Annotated in this window: 18 protein-coding genes; 8 read left to right on the plus strand and 10 right to left on the minus strand. The window is 53.5% G+C overall.

Annotated features, from left to right (window positions below; all coding sequences use genetic code 11):
- Nucleotides 1-22: 22 nt before the first annotated feature.
- Both OO017_RS10350 and OO017_RS10355 read left to right on the plus strand, forming a co-directional pair.
- Nucleotides 23-484: a c-type cytochrome gene (locus OO017_RS10350; protein WP_266052405.1), complete on the plus strand. Its 462-nt coding sequence runs from the start codon at nucleotides 23-25 to the stop codon at nucleotides 482-484.
- A gap of 72 nt (nucleotides 485-556) precedes the next feature.
- On the plus strand, nucleotides 557-1,435 hold the full coding sequence (locus tag OO017_RS10355; protein WP_266052406.1) for an SMP-30/gluconolactonase/LRE family protein: 879 nt from the start codon (nucleotides 557-559) through the stop codon (nucleotides 1,433-1,435).
- A gap of 185 nt (nucleotides 1,436-1,620) precedes the next feature.
- On the opposite strand, the gene OO017_RS10360 is transcribed toward OO017_RS10355, so the two are convergent.
- Nucleotides 1,621-2,247 (minus strand): class I SAM-dependent methyltransferase, encoded by a 627-nt coding sequence (locus OO017_RS10360; protein ID WP_266052407.1) that lies wholly within the window; start codon nucleotides 2,245-2,247, stop codon nucleotides 1,621-1,623.
- Between the two features lie 124 nt (nucleotides 2,248-2,371).
- Here OO017_RS10360 and hutU point away from each other — a divergent pair, with 124 nt between their 5' ends.
- The 3 genes from hutU to hutG all read left to right on the plus strand — a co-directional run bounded on the left by hutU (nucleotide 2,372) and on the right by hutG (nucleotide 7,246).
- Nucleotides 2,372-4,078, plus strand: coding sequence for a urocanate hydratase (gene hutU / locus OO017_RS10365; protein ID WP_266052408.1), 1,707 nt, complete (start codon nucleotides 2,372-2,374; stop codon nucleotides 4,076-4,078).
- A gap of 902 nt (nucleotides 4,079-4,980) precedes the next feature.
- Entirely contained in the window at nucleotides 4,981-6,237 is a 1,257-nt protein-coding gene (gene hutI, locus OO017_RS10370) for an imidazolonepropionase (protein WP_266052409.1), read from the plus strand.
- Between the two features lie 34 nt (nucleotides 6,238-6,271).
- The gene (hutG, locus tag OO017_RS10375; RefSeq protein WP_266052410.1) at nucleotides 6,272-7,246 is read left to right on the plus strand and encodes a formimidoylglutamase; all 975 of its coding nucleotides are present in this window, start codon (nucleotides 6,272-6,274) and stop codon (nucleotides 7,244-7,246) included.
- Nucleotides 7,247-7,300: 54 nt separating this feature from the next.
- Here hutG and OO017_RS10380 read toward each other — a convergent pair whose 3' ends face one another.
- From OO017_RS10380 to OO017_RS10420, 9 genes are all read right to left on the minus strand, one after another.
- Nucleotides 7,301-7,693: a T9SS type A sorting domain-containing protein gene (locus OO017_RS10380; RefSeq protein ID WP_266052411.1), complete on the minus strand. Its 393-nt coding sequence runs from the start codon at nucleotides 7,691-7,693 to the stop codon at nucleotides 7,301-7,303.
- A 67-nt stretch (nucleotides 7,694-7,760) separates the two neighbouring features.
- Nucleotides 7,761-8,678, minus strand: a complete 918-nt coding sequence (locus OO017_RS10385; protein WP_266052412.1) for a DUF1835 domain-containing protein — start codon at nucleotides 8,676-8,678, stop codon at nucleotides 7,761-7,763.
- A 102-nt stretch (nucleotides 8,679-8,780) separates the two neighbouring features.
- A complete protein-coding gene (locus tag OO017_RS10390) occupies nucleotides 8,781-9,656 on the minus strand; it encodes an SMP-30/gluconolactonase/LRE family protein (RefSeq protein WP_266052413.1) in 876 nt (291 codons plus the stop codon).
- A 61-nt stretch (nucleotides 9,657-9,717) separates the two neighbouring features.
- Nucleotides 9,718-10,830: an AMP-binding protein gene (locus tag OO017_RS10395; RefSeq protein WP_266052414.1), complete on the minus strand. Its 1,113-nt coding sequence runs from the start codon at nucleotides 10,828-10,830 to the stop codon at nucleotides 9,718-9,720.
- Between the two features lie 232 nt (nucleotides 10,831-11,062).
- Nucleotides 11,063-11,518 (minus strand): DoxX family protein, encoded by a 456-nt coding sequence (locus OO017_RS10400; RefSeq protein ID WP_266052415.1) that lies wholly within the window; start codon nucleotides 11,516-11,518, stop codon nucleotides 11,063-11,065.
- A gap of 142 nt (nucleotides 11,519-11,660) precedes the next feature.
- Nucleotides 11,661-12,104, minus strand: coding sequence for a DoxX family protein (locus OO017_RS10405; RefSeq protein ID WP_266052416.1), 444 nt, complete (start codon nucleotides 12,102-12,104; stop codon nucleotides 11,661-11,663).
- Nucleotides 12,105-12,302: 198 nt separating this feature from the next.
- Nucleotides 12,303-14,006, minus strand: a complete 1,704-nt coding sequence (menD, locus tag OO017_RS10410; RefSeq protein ID WP_266052417.1) for a 2-succinyl-5-enolpyruvyl-6-hydroxy-3-cyclohexene-1-carboxylic-acid synthase — start codon at nucleotides 14,004-14,006, stop codon at nucleotides 12,303-12,305.
- A 102-nt stretch (nucleotides 14,007-14,108) separates the two neighbouring features.
- Entirely contained in the window at nucleotides 14,109-15,302 is a 1,194-nt protein-coding gene (locus tag OO017_RS10415; protein WP_266052418.1) for an isochorismate synthase, read from the minus strand.
- A 13-nt stretch (nucleotides 15,303-15,315) separates the two neighbouring features.
- A complete protein-coding gene (locus OO017_RS10420; protein ID WP_266052419.1) occupies nucleotides 15,316-15,735 on the minus strand; it encodes a PaaI family thioesterase in 420 nt (139 codons plus the stop codon).
- Between the two features lie 57 nt (nucleotides 15,736-15,792).
- On the opposite strand from OO017_RS10420, the gene OO017_RS10425 reads away from it, so the two are divergent.
- The 3 genes from OO017_RS10425 (at nucleotide 15,793) to OO017_RS10435 (ending at nucleotide 20,309) form a co-directional block, all read left to right on the plus strand.
- Nucleotides 15,793-16,434, plus strand: coding sequence for a histidine phosphatase family protein (locus tag OO017_RS10425; protein ID WP_266052420.1), 642 nt, complete (start codon nucleotides 15,793-15,795; stop codon nucleotides 16,432-16,434).
- Between the two features lie 200 nt (nucleotides 16,435-16,634).
- The gene (locus tag OO017_RS10430; RefSeq protein ID WP_266052421.1) at nucleotides 16,635-18,329 is read left to right on the plus strand and encodes a pyruvate dehydrogenase complex dihydrolipoamide acetyltransferase; all 1,695 of its coding nucleotides are present in this window, start codon (nucleotides 16,635-16,637) and stop codon (nucleotides 18,327-18,329) included.
- A 147-nt stretch (nucleotides 18,330-18,476) separates the two neighbouring features.
- Nucleotides 18,477-20,309, plus strand: coding sequence for a glycoside hydrolase family 15 protein (locus OO017_RS10435; protein WP_266052422.1), 1,833 nt, complete (start codon nucleotides 18,477-18,479; stop codon nucleotides 20,307-20,309).
- The last annotated feature ends 56 nt before the right edge of the window (nucleotides 20,310-20,365 follow it).

Consider the following 20,365-nt stretch of genomic DNA (forward strand, 5'->3'; position numbering starts at 1 on the left):
TCAGAAACATGATCAATAAACTATGACCACGAAACACTTTTTTGCCGCCCTTGCACTCGGTTGTATACTTGCCTCTTGCGGCACCGAAAAGTCGGAGTATGACCGCTACTATGAACAGGATTACCGCGATTCTGTAGCCACTGCGAAGGCAAACGAACCTGCCCCGGCTCCGGCTGTAAAAGCCCCTGCCACTGCAGCCCGAAAACCAGCGGCAGAGCAGCCCAAGCAACATCCTGGCGCCATGCTAATTGCCGGGTCTGACTGTACGGCCTGCCACAGCAATAACCAGAAGTTGGTGGGTCCTGCCTATATGGATGTGGCTAACAAGTATGAAGACAACGACAAGAACAGAAACTACCTTGTAGGCAAGGTAAAAGAGGGAGGAGCCGGAGTTTGGGGACAAGTACCGATGCCAGCTCACCCGAACCTGAGCAATGCCGATGCCGGCAAAATGGTAGATTACATCTTGTCTTTGAATGATTAAAAGCGCAGGCGCAGCCTTTCGTAAAAGGTGGTTTAGCTCCACAGTTAAAGTGACTCCAGTCAGAGAAAAGACGTGAAGGCTACAGCTATCGACGCTACCCAAAGCCGCCTTGGCGAAGGCCCTTGCTGGCACCCGAAGGAACAGGTGCTTTACTGGGTGGATATTGAAGGCTGCGCCCTGCAAAACTATAACCCAGCTACCGGTAAAACGGAAGAATTCCCGATGCCGGAGCGTATCAGTGCGGTGGCACCTTTCAGCGCAGACAGTCTGTTGCTGGCCCTGCACAAGCGTATCTGCCAGTATAACCCGGCAACAGGCAAGCTGCAGCAACTGGCAGAAATCCATGATGATCCCGCTATTCGCCTGAATGAAGGCAAGTGCGACCTCTCCGGCCGGTTCTGGGTAGGTACCATGGCGCTGGATGTGCGGCCAGGGGCAGCAGCTCTATACTGCGTTAGCCCTGAATTGCAGGTACAGAAGGTGCTGCAGAACCTTACTATCTCCAACGGCCTTGCCTGGTCCGAAGATGGCCATACTTTATACTTTATAGATTCCCCGACCCGTACCATACAGGCTTTTGATGTTGAGGTAACCTCCGGAGAAATATTGAATTCGAGAGCTGTGGTGCGTGTGCCGGAGAACTCAGGTATGCCGGACGGTATGGAAATAGACGCTCAGGGTAATCTCTGGGTGGCGCTTCACGGTGCCGGGGCAGTGGTTTGTTACAATCCCGAAACAGGCAAAGAGCTGCACCGGGTACAGGTACCGGCACAAAACGTAACCTCCTGCACCTTCGGCGGACCAAATTTAGACACGCTTTACATCACTACTGCCAGAGAGTGGCTTTCAGATGAGCAGCTGGCGCAGTATCCGTTGAGCGGGTCTGTGTTTGAGGTGAAACCGGGAGTAAGAGGCCGGAAGGTAAACTGGTTTGGAAATAGCCAGTCTTAGGGCAGATCGCAACCATTCCCTTAGATCATCAGAAGGGTATGGCGATACAAGTCCTTACCATATCGGGTCTCCCTACTCTTCTGGGAATGACCTTAAGTTAAAAATAATGTTCCCTTAAGGACAGGAGAGAACATGAGTTCGAAACTGGCGCTTAAAGTGAAGAAAGCCAGCGCCCATCAAGAATATTAGCCCCTTTTCCGAAGTACCAGCGTGGTCATACTTCGTTCCTGCTCCACCAGCACCGTCTTCAGCGGCTCCAGCATTTCTGCTTGTAAAGTATACATAAGCTCTCTTAGCAGCGCCTCATCTGCCAGAAACCAAACCGGCCCGTGCTTCATTTGGTACTTTCCTGGCGCTACCTGCTGCTGTTTGCCCTCCATGCCAATGGTAGTGCCGAAGCGGCAGAAGAGCATGCCTCCTGGTTGTAATACCCGCCACAGTTCCTGCACCATACTTCTGAAGTGCGCCTCATCATGCGCAAAATGTAGTACCGCACTGCACATCACTGTCTCAAAAGCAGCATCCGGGAAAGGCAGATGCGCCAGATCAGCCGCAACAAAGTTTTTGGGGGATAAGGTAGGAGCCAGTTCGGCCGCCATCGCCTGTACTTCCGAAATAGCTTCTTCGGAGGCATCTGCCCCGTATACTTTAACGCCTGCCTGCATCAGGTACTGAATATTTCGTCCTGCTCCGCAACCGGCATCCAGCAGCTTCATTCCCTTCCAGATGCGGCCTTTCAGGAGCTGGTCGAAAAGGTAGATATCGATGTTACCGAAGATGGCGGGAATGGAGGAAATGGGCAGGTGAAGCATGAACAGAAAAGTATGTTAGAGTGAGAAGTATAGCATCAGACTCTTAAAAATAGCATGGTTTACTGTCTTTTTTAATTAAAATTTCAGATTATTGAACCAACCCATACTTAAAAACTCATACACTATGAATACACCTGCTGCTACAGCACCGAAAGCCGGCCTTACCGCCGAGCAGTTTATACAGAAGTACGCCAACCATCCTACTTATATCCCACCACGCGGGCCGGAGCTGCACGCCAAGAACTGGCAGGCAGAGGCGGCGCTGCGCATGTTCCTCAACAACCTGACCGACGAGGTGGCCGAAGCCCCTGCCGACCTGGTGGTATACGGTGGCACCGGACAGGCGGCCCGTACGCCCGAGGATGCCCGAAAGATTATTGAGGTGCTTCTGGAGCTGGAGGAGGATGAGAGCCTGCTGGTGCAGTCTGGCAAGCCGGTGGGCAAGGTGCGCACCCATGCGGAGGCACCGCGTGTGTTGATCGCCAACTCCAACCTGGTACCGCATTGGGCCACCTGGGAGTACTTCAACGACCTGCGCAAGCGCGGCCTTATCATGTATGGCCAGATGACAGCAGGCAGCTGGATTTACATCGGTTCACAAGGTATACTTCAGGGCACTTACGAGACCTTTGCCGCCTGCGGCGACCGCTATTTTAACGGTGACCTGCGCCACAAGCTACTCGTAACGGGTGGTTTAGGCGGTATGGGTGGCGCACAACCACTGGCAGCCACGATGGCAGGTGCCACTTTCCTGGGCGTGGATGTGGACCCTGACCGCATCAAAAAGCGCCTGGAGACCCGCTACATCGATAAAATGACCCACGATTACGAGGAGGCGAAAGCCTGGGTGCTGGAGGCGAAGGAGCGCGGCGAGGCTATCTCGGTTGGCCTTGTAGGCGATATCAGTGACGTGCTGGAGAAACTGATCAACGACAACATTACGCCTGAAATCCTGACGGACCAGACTTCAGCGCACGACCCGATCAACGGCTATGTGCCAAATGGGTTGAGCCTGCAGGAAGCGAAGGAGCTGCGTCAGCATGACCCGGCAAAGTATAAACAACTGTCGCTGAAAAGTATGGCGCGCCATGTGGGCTTTATGCTGGAGCTGCAAAAGCGCGGCAGCAAGACTTTTGACTATGGCAACAACCTGCGTGAGTTCGCGCAGCAGGGCGGCGAGCAAAATGCTTTCAATATACCGGGCTTTGTGCCGGAGTACATCCGACCGCTGTTCTGCGAGGGCAAAGGTCCTTTCCGCTGGGCAGCCCTTTCCGGCGACCCGGAAGATATCCGCGTAACTGATGAGGCCCTGAAAGAGCTTTTCCCGGAGAATGCGCACATGATCAAATGGCTGGATGAGGCACAGGAGAAAGTAGCGTTCCAGGGACTGCCGTGCCGCATTTGCTGGCTGGGCATGGGCGAGCGCGAGAAAGCAAGCTTGCTCTTTAACCAACTCGTGCGCGAGGGTAAGGTAAAAGCGCCTATCGTGATCGGCCGCGACCACTTGGACTGCGGCTCTGTGGCCTCTCCGTACCGCGAAACCGAAGGAATGAAAGACGGCTCTGACGCCATCTCCGACTGGCCGCTGCTGAACCTGATGTCGAATACGGCCGGAGGTGCCACCTGGGTATCCTTCCACCATGGCGGTGGCGTCGGCATCGGTTACTCACAGCATGCCGGTATGGTTATACTTGCTGATGGTACCGACCGTGCCGAGCGCTGCCTGCGCCGTGTGCTCTACAACGACCCGGCCATGGGCATCTTCCGCCACGCCGACGCCGGCTACGAAACCGCGCAAGCCAACGCAAAAGAGTTTGGACTGGAGCTTTAACCCTATATCTGCCCTCCCTTGGAAACAGGGGAGGGCATTTTTTGTTGACCGGTTATGTACATCACTGATCTCTCAGAGATAAGTTTGTTGGTTTTGAACTCCCGTTCTCGCTTAGTCTAAGGAGTGAAATCTGGGTTGGCTATTTCTAAAGTGTAAGTGGCATGGCAGTAACCGTTGCGAAGACAGGTCGCTACCTGTCCCCTACGAAGGTGTAAACCCACCCCTTGAAAGCTAAGCTCGCTAGCTCAAAACTCACGTTTTGGCTAGTCCCGACAGGGGAATCCGGTAACGATTTCATCCCCCTGCCCCCTTCGAAGGGGCACTCGGTTCAAGCTTCGTCAGCGGTGGCTATCGAGCCTGATCCCAGCCTTTCCGTTGAGCGCCTTGTGAGATCCGGTGCCCGTTAAGGGCAGCCGTAGCGCAGCGAAGGCAGGAGGGAACACAGCGCGATGCGGGAAGACGAGCCCTCCCGGGCTGGAGGGAGCCAAAGCCAGTGATGCAACTGTAGGTTTGTAAGACTGAGGATGAACCGTGGCTAGTATGGATAGCTTATTTCAGGTGCCAGAAAGCAGCGGCTAAGCAAGTATAAGTATGCGGATTTGGAAATCCGCGGCAGGAAAGTTCCGGACAAGGACGTCCGGAACAGCGGGTAAGGAAAGGATAAAAGTATAGCTAAGTATAAAGTATGGCTCTACAAGCCAGTTGAGTTGCAAACTCAACATCATTAAAGGACACAAGTCTGAAGACTTGCGCCAGGAGGGAATACGAAGTATAATTCACACAGATTAAAATCCGAAACAGTGACGTGTTCCGGACAAAGGTTTCTGGAACAGCAGGAAAGCTGTTTAATCTTATTTAAAGTATAAAGTATTTGTAATGCTCACATTACTCAATTACAAACTATGAATACCACGAACGCAACCCATACCTTAATTGGCCCTTTCAGCCAAGTAGTAACTATGACAAACCTCCCGGAGGCTGGCGCCATACAGGATGAGCAGCTGCAGGTGGAGGAGCGGGCTGGCGTGCTGGTGCAGGAGGGCAAGGTGCTAAAAGTTGGCAAATATGACCAACTGCACCGTGAGGCGCTGGAGAATAAGTATAAACTGGAGCTGATCGAGGAGCCGATGGTGCTGCTGCCCGGCCTGATCGATGCCCACACCCACATCTGCTTTGCTGGAAGCCGTGCCAATGATTACGCCATGCGTGTCGCCGGAAAATCATATCTGGAGATTGCCCGCAGCGGTGGCGGCATACTAGACAGCGTGCGCAAAACCCGTGAGGCAACACTGGTAGAACTGGTAGACCTGCTGAAAAAGCGCTGCGACCGCCACCTGCATGAAGGTATTACCACTTGCGAGGTGAAAAGCGGCTACGGCCTGACGGTGGAGGAGGAACTGAAGATGCTGGAGGCGATAAAGCTCGTGAACAAGCACCATGCGCTGGACCTGATCCCGACATGCCTGGCTGCACACATGTTACCACCGGAGCACACAGATGCCAAAGTATACTTAGAGGAGGTGCTGACGGAGTTGCTGCCGCAAATTCAGGAGCAGGAACTTGCCAACCGCGTGGATATTTTTGTGGAAGAGACTGCCTTTAAGGAAGAGGAGGCGCTGGAGTACCTGCATGCTGCCAAAGAAATGGGTTTTGATATAACAGTGCATGCCGATCAGTTCAGCACTGATGGGAGTAGGGTAGCTGCAGAGGTGGGGGCCATAAGCGCTGATCACCTGGAGGCTAGTGGCGAGGAGGAAATCGAGCTGCTGAAAAATGCCGGAGTAGTGGCGACGGTGCTGCCGGGTGCCTCGCTGGGGCTGGGAATGCACTATGCACCTGCCCGCAAGATGCTGGACGGTGGCCTTTGCCTGGCCATCGCCACCGACTGGAACCCTGGCTCTGCGCCCATGGGCGACCTGCTGATGCAGGCAGCCGTGCTGGGTGCTGCCGAGAAGCTGACCACTGCCGAAACGCTTGCTGCCATCACCACCCGCGCAGCCCGCGCCCTTAACCTGTCTGACCGAGGCGAACTGGCCAAAGGGAAGATGGCCGACATGATCGCCTTTCCGACAGAGAATTTTAAGGAGATTTTATACTTCCAGGGCAAACTCAAGCCTAGCAAAGTATGGAAAAGTGGGAAACAACTGACTTCTAAATAAGCTGAAAGCAGACTCATACTAAATCGTAAGTAAAATGTATAAACCAGCTACCAAAGAAGCCTGGAAAGGGCGCATAGATAAGCAAGACGGGGAGCTTGGGCTGCGTTGGCACCAGGCGGTGCACTTGCTGGACCTGGGCAATGAAATTCCGCAGGCAGACCCCGGAGAGGTGGCTTTTGCCTTCATCGGTTTTTGCTGTGATGAGGGTGTGCGGCGCAATCAGGGCAGGGTAGGGGCCGTGGCTGCGCCGGGGGCCTTACGTGGGGCCATGGCCTCCTTTGCGCACCACCTGCCGGAGCAGACAAAGCTCTATGATGCCGGTGATGTGCTCTGCACCAACGGTAACCTGGAGGAGGCGCAGGAACAGCTGGGTAAAAAAGTGGCTTTGCTGCTGCAGAAAGGCTATCGGCCGCTGGTGCTTGGCGGCGGCCACGAAACTGCTTATGGACACTTCCTGGGCTTTGAAAAGGAAACTGAAAATGTACAGCTTGGCATACTAAACTTTGATGCGCATTTTGACCTCCGCAGTTACGCGCAACAGGCAAGCTCTGGCACCCCCTTCCTGCAGATGGCTGATAGGCTGCAGGACCAGGGGCAGCTTTTTAAGTATAAAGTGCTGGGACTGCAGGAGCATGGCAACACCCAGGTACTGTTTAAAACAGCTGATGAACTTGGAGTGGCCTATACTTTTGCCAATCATGTGCAGTATCATTTTCTGCCGCAGTTACTGCAGGATCTAGAGGCTTTTCTGAAGGAGGTGGAGGCTGTGTACATCACCATAGACCTGGATGTGTTTGCGGCGGCCTACGCACCTGGCGTGAGCGCTGTGAACGCCCTTGGCCTGCAGCCGGAGGTGGTGCTGGAACTGTTGAAGTTTGTAGCCGGTAGCGGCAAGTTGCTAAGTATAGATATCGCCGAACTCAATCCATCCCTGGACATCGACAACAGAACCGCTAAACTCGGGGCTGCCATACTTTACCAGGTGGTGGGGGAGTGGCAGAAGGTATAAAGAAGAAGCGCCTCACAAACTAATGTTCATGAGGCGCTTCTTCTCTTTTATACTTTAGCGGATCTTAAATTTGGTCCAGTAGGTAGTATCGCTGGTTTTTACTTCTATCAGGTAGGTATCCGGCTTCAGTTTGCCGAGTTGGTAGCGCCAGGCGCTGCGGTTCCCCTTTACACTCACCGGCTTCTGGTACACCAGCTTACCAGCAGAGTCTTTTACCTCCAATAAGGCGTTTTCATCCAGCTTCTGCGAAAAATCAAGTTGAAAGGTGCCCTTCTTTGTCGTCGTCATGTGGATGCCGGATAAAGTTTCCTTTGAAACGCGGCTATCTTCTGCGCTAACAAGTATGTGCTCCTGTTGCTGTGCAGGGAGTTGGGTAGTCTGTGCGTTGGTGGTTAAGCTGAAAAGTGGCAGGCCCAGGGCCAGCGCTATGGCATATGTTTGCTTCATCTTCTTGTGCATTCAGGTTAAAGTATTAAGTATGCCATAAGCTGTTGCAGTTTTGGTGCCAAACTTTTCAGCAGTTCTTGCGGAGGCTTTTTTTCTCATTGTCGAAGCAGTAGGGGCAGCTGCCTTTTACCTCCAGCCCACCCAGCCAGCGTTGCTTTGGCGTAAAGGAGGCAAACCCCTCCAGCACCCGCTCCCCGAAAAAACTTAGCGACAGTGGCTCCTTCGCCTGCACCAGGTCGGGCTGCAGACGGGCTAGTATATGCTGCAGCTGCGCATCGCCGAAGCCGTAGCCCGGGTCCTGCTGCCAGAACTGCTGCATCACCTCCTGTATACTTGTTGCCCCGTTTTGTATGATCTGGAGCAGCATGCGCTCTGGCTGGCTGAGCCCGTCGGTGCAGCTCGGGAAACGGCGCAGGTACAGCTGTAGCGCATCCTCCAGGTACGGAAACGGAATAGCCATCTGCTGCAGGTGCAGCTGAAGGTTGAGCTGGTTTGGCCCCGCGTATAGCTGCCAGATCTGCACTGCCTGCTGCAGCTGTTCTTCGTCTACCTGTTGCCGATCGTTAAAAAATTTCTGCAGCTCTGCGGGGGGAAGCTCCGAAATATGTTTGCCCGGCTTGGGGGTGTAGAAAGAGAGCAAAGCGGGTTTCTTTCGGTGCATGCGTTGCAGCAGGTAAAGCAGGTTTGCCTGGCACATCAGGTCTGAGTCGAACCAGAGCACCACCTCAAAAAAGGCACCTATTCCCTCCAGCTTCTGCAGCTCGTTCAGCACCTTTTCTTTATACTTTTCTGCCGGCTCGTGATAGGCTTTCATGATGAATTCCTGGCGTTTTTGCCAAAACTCCTGCTCCGGCAAACTATGCAGCACAGGCCCTTCCGAGAGTACCTCACGCCAAACCAGTACCTGGCCGGGCAGGTTAGCGGCAGCAAAGGCAGCTACAGAAGCATCGCCGTTGAGTATATGAAGTGTAGGCAGTTTTTTCATTAGCTCAGGACGTTAGAAATGTCGAAAATGAGAAGGCAACTAACACGTAACGGTGCAGCTGCCTTGCCTCAAACATTATAACGGTATAAGTATCTAACGCATTTACCTGCTACTTAGTCTATAAGCTACCACTCTATTATCTTTAAAAGTTGGCACCAGCAGCAGCCCCGGCTGCCCGGCATAGCTTATATCGGCTGCATTTGCACCGCTGGATTTTGTGTCGAGCAGGCGCCAGTTTCTCCCTTCCTCGTTAATAAAGTATACTTCGCCATCGTGGCTGGAGACCAGGTAATCGCCGTCCGGGGTTTGGGCGATGCCGTCTGCAGATTTAATGCCGTCTGCCCAGTCATAGAAATCTTTTGTGCCGGGGTCCAGCAGGCGCACCTGGCCGCTGCTCATAAAAGCCACGACCAGGCGGTCGCCTTCTACAAAGATGCCGTTTGGCCTCTCGCGCTTGGTATTGTCTATCCAGGTGCTGATGCGGCCGTTACGTAACAGGTAAATCCGCTTCTGCTCTGAGTCGGTGATGTACACGTTGCCGCTGTTGTCTACGGCCACATCGTTCAGGAACTTGGCTTTTTCAGCTTTATACCTGCCCAGCACTGCCCCAGACTGCGTGGCAATGGCCACCACTTCCTCTGTATCGGCCACGTAGAGCACGTTGTTGTGCAGCGCCATGCCGGCGGGGTTATGAAGGCCGGTTACCCAGTACAGCTCCTCAATATTACCTTCCGTGTCCAATTTCGAAATAAACCCGTCGCCGTCGTTTTTACCGGAGGGGCTGTTCATGTTGGTAACGTAGATCACATTTCGCTGCGGGTCGAAGAGGGCAGACTCAGGGGTTTTGAGCGTGTTGTCGGAGGCCCAGGCTTTCTCCAGCTCCACAGGGGCGCGTGCCGTGAACAAACCACTGCTGCAGCTGCTCAGGGTAAGTATAAAAAGTATCGTGCACACGCCTGTAAGTATATTCCTTTTCATAAACATCTGACTTGGTTTATACTTAGTACGGGTGTGTGCTGGCACCGTTCTGTTTTGAGGGTTAGTCGGTGCGCAGGCCCAGCTTTTGCATGGTGCGCTGCCGCGATATTTTACCGGTGGCTGTTTCTGAGAAACTGTGGCTATAGTATACTTCTTTCGGCATCTCAAACTTTTTGAGGAGGGGGCGCAGGCGCTCAAACAGCTGCTGCTCCTCTTCCTGCTGTAATTTCTCTCCTTCCATGATCAGGACAATCTTTTCGCCCAACACCTCGTCGGGTTGCGGGGCAATGAAGAAGCGCGGCGAGGTGTCGTTATCTACAAAGGCCTCGGCAATGGCCAACTCCACCTTTTCGGTCTGCACCTTTACGCCGCCGGTGTTTATGGTATTGTCGGCGCGGCCAATCCAGCGGAAGCGGGTAGGGGTAAGCAGCTCTACGATGTCGTTAGTGACCAGCAGCTCGTTGTTTGTTACATCGCCTTTTATAGTCAGGCAGCCGCGCTTGTCGAGGCCAACCTGTATGTTATCCAACACATTGTAGTAATCGGCGGCATTGGGGCCATTGAGCTTGCGCAGGGCAATGTGGGAGCAGGTTTCGGTCATGCCGTACGTGTGGTAGATAGGTGCTTGGATCTGCAGCAGCTCGCGCTGCTGTGTGGGCGTAACGGGCGCGCCGCCTACCAGTATGCCTTTCATGCGGTTGAGCTGCTCCAGCCGCTCCGGGGTTTCCTGGAGTATGGTGTGCAGCTGCATGGGCACAAAGGAGGCAAAAGCTATTGCTTCGTCAGGGCTTACCAGCGTCAGCGGGTTGCTGATGGGCTCCACTATGTTCATCTGCAGGTCTGCCACAAAGCCGCGCACCAGCATCATCATACCGGCAATATACTCCGTGTTAAGGCAGACTAAAGTATGGTCAGCGGGCTGCAGCTGAAGTAGTTTTATGGTGCGGCGGGCGCTGGCCTCCAACTGGGTGCGGGTCAGGTTAATGGTTTTAGGCACCCCGGTGGAGCCGGATGTCTGTATTGGGAACTCCTGTACGCCATTCAGCCAGCTTCGGCAGAATTCCAGGGTTTTGCTTTCGTAGCCATTCAGCGGAATGCTGTCCCGGAAAGAGTAAGATGCAATTTCATCGTAGTAGAACTTTTTGCCATTCAGGCTCAGGAACTTGTCAGTCATTTAGCAATTCTCATTTATCATTTTCCGGCTTGGGTGGCCCGAAATGATGATGCCCCATCAGGTTTAACTATCACACATACGTGCAGTGCAAAATTGGGGTAAACCGCTGTCAAAACAAACAAAGCCTGCAAAGGTTTTTTGCGGGCTAATGCTTTGTTAAGAATGGCGGATTGCAATTATGTTCTGAGAATTGATTGGGTTTGGTGGTGAGGGGGGATTCAGGCGTGTTGCGTTAATACAACCAGTCTTTGTCCGACTTACGGATAAGCCGATCCACAGAGATGCGGCCTGAACCGAAAATCAAAAAGAAGATCAGTAAAAACAGCACAATAATAGAAGACCAAAGCTCCGTGTTTTCAGAGTAGAAACCTCTGTCCGGGTTGATAAAGAAAACGGCTCCGATCAGGATAGGCAGCTGAAAAAGGATCGCAATCCGGGTTATCAGGCCAAGCGCGATCAACAAGCCCCCAACCAGGTGCGCAAAGGCTACATAATGAGCCAGACCCATGGATACCCACGGAAACTGGCTTTTGTTCATGATTCGGAAAAGGGCTTCCGTATCCTGGATAAACATAAAGCCCTTCACCATCAGGAATACACCCAGACCAACTCTCAGAAAATCGAGCCACATAGGATGATGGGTATCAGCCCAGCGCTCTACGCGATGCATGTCTTGTGTTAGGTTCATGGCTTTACGGGTTAAAGTGAAACAAATTGATTCTTACTTTATTAAACGTAATTTACCATGAACCGGACAATTTCCAGTGCAAATTATATTATTGCCTTTTGCTGTTGTGAAGCAAGTCTAAATGTCTTTAAGACAAGCAGTTCTATTTCAGCTTTCGGAACACCTTGTTGTCCACGGAATAGCGGCCGGGGCCCATCACCATGTAAAAGAGCAGCAGGCCGAGCACAGCAACCGAAAGCCATAGTTCTGTATTATCTAAGTATAAACCGCTGGTGGGGTTCACGATGAGCATAGAGCCTAAAATAACTGGGATCTGGCAAAGCAGGGCAAGTCGTGTCAGCACGCCGAAGGTAATCATCAGCCCACCTATTATATGAACAGCGCTTGTGAACAAGGTGGCTTTATGCAGGCTGATAAAGTCCTGGCCCTGGCTGAAAATGTGGAGGACATCGCTGCTATACTCCAGAAAAAAGATGCCTTTCAGGAAGAGGAAGAGACCGAGCAAGACCCGCAGCCCGTCCATCCACACGGGGTTTCGGGCGCTGTTTCGGGGCGAGGTGCGGTTAATTTTGTGTGCAATGTTCATGACGCTATAGGTTTAGTGAAACATGCTCCTGTTTCTATATACGCCTTGAGGGTTTTATTAGGTGATAATGAAGTGTTTAATTGCGTATGATGGTGTTGGTGGGTTAATAATTGGGCGTTTTTTATGACGTAAAAGCGCGTGCGTTACCTTGTGCCCACATGCGACACGTACACCTGCCCGAAGGAGGCAGTTTATACTTTACAGCAGCTTCAGTCCTCGCACGGTTTTTCTGTACTGTTCAAAAGCCTCGGCATTGGCGGCACTGTCGGTAAAGATCTCAAGTATGCCGGCGCCTGCCTCAGCGGCGAATAACCTTGGGAGTGCCTGCTCCAGTTCCTCCATACTTCGCACCGAAGTATACTTCATGCCGAAATCGCGTGCTGTGTTCTCTGCGTTCAGGGCCTGATGCGTTTCAAAGTATGGCGCCAACTCCGGCTGCTGCTTTGGCCCGTCTATGAGCCTGAAGATGCCACCAGCGTGGTTGTTGAGCAGCACAATGCGCAGGTTTTGAGGCAGGTAGTTGTGCCATAGTCCGTTGCGGTCGTAGAAAAAAGCCAGGTCGCCGGTGAGCAGCGTGGCGATGCCAGAGCTTGTAAGGGCGCAGCCAACGGCGGTGCTCGTGCTGCCGTCTATGCCGCTGGTGCCACGGTTAGCGTATACTTCCACCTGCTGTTCTGCCTGTAAGCCCGCAATATTGGCATAGCGCACCGACATGGAGTTGGCCAGGTGCAGCTTGCTCTTCTTCGGCAGTTGCTGCAGCACTCGCGCCACGATAGGTAACTCACTGTAAGGAGCTTCCAAAGTATACTTCTGAAGGAGTTCTCCGGCCGATTTATCAGCAGCAGACCAGGCAGCAGTAAAGCCCAGGTCGGTTTTTACACTTGCGGCCATGGCCGTAAAAAAACTGTAGGGTGAGCAGCGCACGATCTTCGTCAGCGACTGAAACGTGTCGGCTACCAGGCCGGCGGGCTGCAGGTGCCAGTGGGCCTTTGGTTTATACTTGCGTAGGTATAGTTTCAGGGCTTTGGAGATGATGGATTTGCCAAAGGTTATGAGTAGGTCAGGCTGCAGTTTCGCCAGCTGCTCCTGATCCGGGTTCGCAAAGATCACGTCCTGATGCCGCACCGCCTCAGGCAAGGCATATAGGTTGCTGATGATGTCACTCACCACCACGGCTTCCGTTGTTTCGGCAAAGGCATGTATACTTTGCAGCAGCGCCTCGTCCTGTTGCTGCTGACCTGCCAGCACCAGCACCTTTCTATACTTTAGGATCTCCTCCTGCAGCTTCAGCGACTGGGCCGGGCTCAGGGCGTAAGCCTGTGGCTCCTCCTCTATCACTTTTACTTCCTTGCTATACTTCAGCTCCTCGCCGGGGGTGGGGTAGAAAGGCTCGCGCAGTGGCACGTTGATGTGCACCGGACCGGCAGGGAAAGCCACGGCCTCATTCAGCGCCTCTGACACCATGCGCTCGCTGTGCCACACGCTGTCAGGGTGGGAGAGATCCGCCGGGTAAGTATAGCTGTGCTTGACGTGCTGCCCGAACAGGTTTTGCTGCCGTATCGTTTGCCCGTCCAGCTGGTCGATCCACTCCGGCGGGCGATCGGCACTAAGTATAAGCAGCGGCACCTGCTGGAAGTATGCCTCGGCCACGGCCGGGGCGTAGTTCAGCGCGGCTGTGCCGGAGGTGCAAACCAGTACCGTTGGCTTGCCCGTAGTTTGCGCCATGCCCAACGCGATGAAAGCGGCTGCACGCTCATCGCTCACGGTGCGCACTTGCATTTCAGGGTGTCGCGCAAAGGCAATAGTGAGCGGTGCACACCGCGAGCCCGGCGACAGCACGACCTGCTTCACACCCTTCCGGGCGCAGATCTCCGCAATATTTACAACAGGCGCTAGAATCATTTTTCGTTATTCGTTCATCGTTGTTAGTTGTTCGGGCAGGTTAGTTGATGATTCGCTGTCGTAGCTCTTTGTATAAGTAGAGCATTTATATTCGAATAAAGGTTAACGAATAACATCCAGCACCTTCCCCATTGTCTGCATTTTGTGCTGTGTTTCCTGCCACTCTTTCTGCGGGTCGGAGGCCTCGGTGATGCCGGCGCCGGCGTAAAGTATGGCCTGTTGCTGCTGCAGTTGCATGCAGCGCAGGTTCACGTAAAGGTGCGAGCCGGTGGTGCTGTTTACAGGGCCTAAATAGCCGCTGTAGTAGCTGCGGTTGTAGCCTTCGTGGGCAAGTATAAAAGCAAGGGCTGGCTCCTTCGGCAATCCACAGACCGCTGAGGTCGGGTGCAGCAGCTCCAGCATGTCGGTGCCCAGGGTCGGGAAATGCACATCCTTCAGGTTCACCTTAAAATCGGTGCGCAGGTGCATCAGGTTACCGGCCACAATGGTTTTGGGGCCAACCTCGGTATACTCGCGGAGGCGCAGTTTTTTAAAGCAGCTCAGGATGTAACGTTCCACCATGGCCTGCTCCTCGATCTCCTTCTGCCGCCAGATGGCGTCGGCTACATTCTCCACGGCCGTTTGGGTGCCTGCCAGCGCCATGGTATGGAACACCTGCTGCTCGTTTATACTTACCAGAATCTCCGGCGAGGCGCCCATCCAGGTACCCACGCCAGGCACGGACACCAGCGATACAAAGGCCCTGGGGTAAGCTGCGGCCATGTCCTCGAAGGCAGCAACCGGCGAGAAGCCCTCCGGCAGCGACTCCAGGCTGTTCCGCGACAGCACCACCTTCTCCATCTGCTCTGCCTGAATGGCTTCTACAGCTTTCTCAACAGCGGTTATAAATCCTTGCTCGGTCTGATAAGTATAGTCTTCAGGCTTGGTAGAGGTGTGCCAGCCGTTTATACCTGGTGGCTCCTGCAGAGAAGTATAAAATTCCTGCAACTGCTGCTGCGGCGCGTCGGCTGCAGGTGCCAGCGTGTCCCCGTCTAAGTATATATCGCCTTTTATAAAGATGTTCTGTTCCTGGTTGGATACCTGGAAAGGGCAGAAGAAAAAGCCGAAGGGGCTGGTCTCCAGTTGAGGCTGGCCGGTAGTGTACTGCTGCCCTAGCTGCACGCAGGCCTGCACTTTGTCGGAAAGGGGCAGGCGCCAGACAGCCACCGCCTTTTGCCCGGCGATGGCTGCCCGAAACATCTGCTCTAATGTATAAACTTGGGCCTGTTCACCCATCATAGCTGGTCTTTGCGGCACGTAGAGCCACGGTTTATTTTTTGTCGATAATGGCCACGGTCATGCGGCTTACGCACACGAGCGCGCCATCCTCATCCGTGATTCTGGTTTCCCAAACCTGCGTGCTGCGGCCCACATGTATCGGGGTGGCCTTGCCGTACACCCAACCCTCGCGGGCGCTGCGCAGGTGGTTGGCGTTTATCTCTAAACCAACGCAGGCTTTTTTTGTTAAATCTACCTGCAGGGCCGCCCCCATACTTGCCAGCGATTCGGCCAGCACCACCGAGGCCCCGCCGTGCAGCAGGCCCATGGGCTGGTGCGTGCGCTGGTCCACGGGCATTTTGCCGCACAGGTAATCAGCGCCCACTTCCGTTATTTCGATGCCCAGGTAATCGATCATGGTGTTTTTGCACCACTCTTTTACCCGCTCTACCGTATCATTGTTTTTATCCATACGCCGCAATGCCTAAATTCGCACTGATTTATGTAAGAAGGCAAAAGTAGAAGAATTTTGAGTATTAAGAAAGTATACCTTATCCGCCACGGGCAAACAGATTATAACCTGCAGAGCATTGTGCAGGGCAGCGGCGTAGACTCGGTGCTGAACGCGGAAGGCCAGCGCCAGGCTGCCTTGTTTTTTGAGAAGTATAAGGATGTGAAATTCGACAAGGTTTATACTTCCACGCTGCAGCGCAGCATACAGTCGGTGCAGGGGTTCATCGACCTGGGCATACCGCACGAGCGCCACGCCGGGCTGAACGAGATCAACTGGGGCACCCGCGAGGGCACCCGCATCACCCCCGAAGAGGACGCCTACTACCACGGTATACTGCAGACCTGGTGCGATGGCAACACAGGAATCTGTATAGAGGGAGGGGAGAGTCCCGAGCTGGTGTACGAGCGGCAAAAGCCTTTTATTGACTTGATGCTGAGCCGCCCCGAGGAGGAAACCATACTTGTCTGCATGCACGGGCGGGCCATGCGCATCTTGCTGTGCCAGCTGCTGCGCTACCCTTTGCGCTGCATGGATGAGTTTAAGCACCAGAACCTGTGCCTCTACCAGTTGGACTACACCGGAAGTATGTTTGCCGTTAAAAAGTACTGCGATGTAGCGCACCTGGCGAAGTCTTTTGCAAGTATACCGCAGAAGTAAGCGCCTGATGCTTTAGAAATTAAGCGCGAATGCGTAACTTGCTCCACAGAGGTGTGTTCAGGCTAAAGTATGGCTGCAGGTAAAATAGTCTGTGGCGGAACAATCATTTGTATGCATACTTAGTTTGAATAAAATATTTTTAAATCTAATTTTGGGCGGATAATACAAGACCTATTGGGCGAATAAACAACACGAAATTTATGGCTGAAGTTATAAAAATGCCCAAGATGAGCGACACGATGACAGAGGGGGTGATTGCATCTTGGTTGAAAAAAGAAGGCGATAAGGTTAGCGCCGGCGATATTCTGGCGGAAGTGGAGACCGACAAGGCCACCATGGAGCTGGAGTCTTACGAGGATGGAACACTGCTGTACATCGGTCCTAAAAAGGGCGATTCTGTACCTGTGGATGCCGTGATCGCGATTATTGGTAAAGAAGGAGAGGACATCTCCGGCCTGCTGAACGAGGTGAAAGGTGGCGGAGTGCCAGCTGCCAAGGAAGAGAAGCAGGAGCCAAAGAAAGAAGAGAAAAAGCAAGAGACAAAACCTGCCGTTGCCAAAGAAGAAGCACCCGCTAAAACCGCTGTTGATACAAGCAATATCAAGGCTTCTGTTATCCGCATGCCAAAAATGAGCGACACCATGACTGAGGGTGTGCTGGTGAGCTGGCAGAAAAAGAAAGGTGATAAAGTGAAGTCCGGCGATATTCTGGCGGAAGTGGAGACCGACAAGGCCACCATGGAGCTGGAGTCTTACGAAGACGGAACACTGCTTTATACTGGTGTAAACGAGGGCGATTCTGTTGCCGTTGATGCTATCATCGCCATTATCGGTGAAGAAGGCGCAGATTACAAGGCACTTTTGGAGGCCGCATCATCTGATACGCAGGAGCGTGAGGAGAATGCACAAACGGAGGAGGCCATTGAGGCAGGTGTGGATGCCATCACTTCTGAAAAAGTACAGGAGACGAAAGTAACCGACACCGCTGCAGAGGAAACAGCAGCCGCTTCTGAGAACGGCCGTATCAAGGCTTCTCCGCTGGCTAAGCGCGTGGCCAAGGAGAAAGGCTTTAACCTAAGCCAGATCAAAGGCTCCGGTGAGGGTGGCCGTATCGTGCTGCGCGACGTGGAGAACTTCACGCCGTCTGCCGCTCCGCAGAAAGCCGCTGCGCCACAGGCTGCTCCTGTTCCGTCTGCTATCCCGGGTGCACCAGCCGAGTCTTACGAAGAGGTGAACGTGTCTCAGATGCGCAAGGTGATTGCCCGCCGTCTGGCCGAGAGCAAGTTCTCCGCACCGCACTTCTACCTGACCATGGAAATTGACATGGACAAGGCCATGGAGGCGCGTGTTTCAATCAATGAAGTATCCCCGGTAAAGGTATCGTTCAACGACCTGGTGATCAAGGCGGCTGCTGCGGCTCTTCGTCAACACCCTGCGGTTAACTCTTCGTGGCTGGGCGACAAGATCCGTTATAACAAGCACATCAACATTGGTGTGGCCGTTGCAGTAGAAGAAGGCCTGCTGGTGCCTGTGGTTCGTAATGCGGATTACAAGTCGCTTTCTGCCATCGCCGCGGAGGTGAAAGACCTGGGTGGCAAGGCAAAGAGCAAGAAGCTGCAGCCATCTGACTGGGAAGGTAACACCTTCACCATCTCTAACCTGGGTATGTTCGGCATCGAAGAGTTTACGGCTATCATCAACCCGCCGGATGCGTGCATCATGGCAGTTGGAGGTATCAAGCAGATTCCGGTTGTGAAGAACGGCAATATCCAGATCGGCAACGTGATGAAAGTGACCCTTTCCTGCGACCACCGCGTGGTAGACGGCGCTGTGGGCTCTGCCTTCCTGCAGACATTCAAGAACCTGCTGGAGAACCCGGTGAGAATACTGGTATAAGCTCCATCAAAGTATAGAGTGTAAAGAAGCCCCTCCCGAAACGGAGGGGCTTTTTGTTTGCCTCTATCGAGAAGAACGTGTCGTTCCGCCCACGAACTCAGAGCTACGGGTGCCGGACTCTAAAGCAATAACCTGTGTAGCGTAAATATGACCGAAGGCAAAAATGAGCACCAATCCATTGCAGACCATGGAGTAATCGGGGACTTGAACACTGTGGCATTGGTGGGACTAAAGGGTACCATTGACTTCATGTGTTTTCCCTATTTCGACTCTCCCTCCATATTTTCCGCGCTGCTGGACAGCGAGAAGGGAGGCTGTTTCTCGATTAAGCCCACCTGTGATGACATGAAGCACAAGCAGCTGTACCTGCCGGATACAAACGTGCTGCTGACCAGGTTTCTTTCTGAAAAAGGCATTGGCGAAATAACGGACTTCATGCCTGTGGAGGAGCAGAACCAGGGCAACATGCTGATCAGGAGGGTTTCCTGCGTGCACGGCGACCTCACCTTCGAGATGAAGTGCAGCCCCCGTTTTAACTATGCCAGGTCTCCGCACACCACCAAAAGACAAAGCGATAACGAGGTGATATTCACAAGCCAGGGAGATGACGGCGTGCATATACGACTCAAGAGCAAGGTGCCTGTGCAAATAAGCGAAGGAGATGCCACCGCCACTTTCTGCCTCAAGACCGGCGATAAGGTAGACTTCCTGATGGACCTGGAAACCTGCGACACCCCGCCCTCCCACGACCTGGAGGACTTTGTGACCAAATGCCTTTACGATACGATTAACTACTGGAAGAGCTGGATAGAGCTGTGCACTTACAAAGGGCGCTGGATGGAGATAGTGAACCGCTCAGCCCTGGCCCTGAAGCTAATGACCTCCCATGATTACGGTTCCCTGGTGGCGGCGCCCACCTTCGGTTTACCGGAGCAAATAGGGGGAGTGCGCAACTGGGACTACCGGTATACCTGGATCAGGGATGCATCTTTTACAGTCTATGCCTTGCTACGGCTGGGTTACCGGAAAGAGGCGAAGGATTTCGTGGGTTGGGTAGACAGGCAGTGCGACGATGTGGGCAGCGCAGGCCATTTACGGCTCATGTATACCCTGGCCGGCAAGGTGGAGCTGAAGGAGACAACACTGGACTACCTGGCGGGCTACAAGGGGTCCAGGCCCGTGCGCATCGGCAATGCCGCCGCCAACCAGGTGCAGCTCGACATTTACGGGGAACTGTTGGACTCCGTGTACCTGTATGACAAGTATGGGGATCCGATTTCGTTTGAGTTCTGGGATGACCTGAGGCAACAGGTGGAGTGGGTCTGTGACAACTGGCACCTGGAGGATGAGGGGATCTGGGAGGTGCGGGGCGGTAAGAAACCTTTTCTCTACTCCCGGATGATGTGCTGGGTAGCCATTGACCGGGCCATGAAAATAGCCTCCAATCACTCATACCCCCTGCCGGCCAGGTGGCGCGAGGAGCGTGACAAGATCTTCTTCTCCATTCACCAGGATTTCTGGAATGAAAAGCTGCAGTCCTTTGTGCAGTACAAGGGGGCTGACACCGTGGATGCCGCTACGCTTCTGATGCCCCTGATCCGGTTCATAAGCCCGAAGGACCCGCGCTGGCTCTCCACTCTGAAAAGGATTGAGGAACGCCTGGTTTCGGATGCCCTTGTTTTCCGGTATCGAAATGAGGAGAGGTTTGATGGCCTGGCTGGAGGGGAGGGCACTTTTTCCATGTGTACTTTCTGGTACGTGGAGTGCCTGGCAAAATCCGGGCAGGTGGACAAGGCCCGGCTATACTTCGAGAAAATGCTCGGTTATTCTAACCACCTGGGGCTTTATGCCGAGATGCTGGGCCTGAACGGGGACCAGTTGGGCAACTTCCCGCAAGCCTTCACACATCTGGGACTTATCAGTGCGGCGCTAAGTATAAACGACATCCTTGAGGGGAAAGAGAACAAAAAGCGCATCTAAAAAAAGGCTCCTGCCTTGCAGGATAGCTGCGAGGCAGGAGCCTGGAAGAAGTAGGG

Origin of the sequence: Pontibacter anaerobius (genome assembly GCF_026241195.1) — a bacterium.
GTDB lineage: Bacteria > Bacteroidota > Bacteroidia > Cytophagales > Hymenobacteraceae > Pontibacter > Pontibacter anaerobius.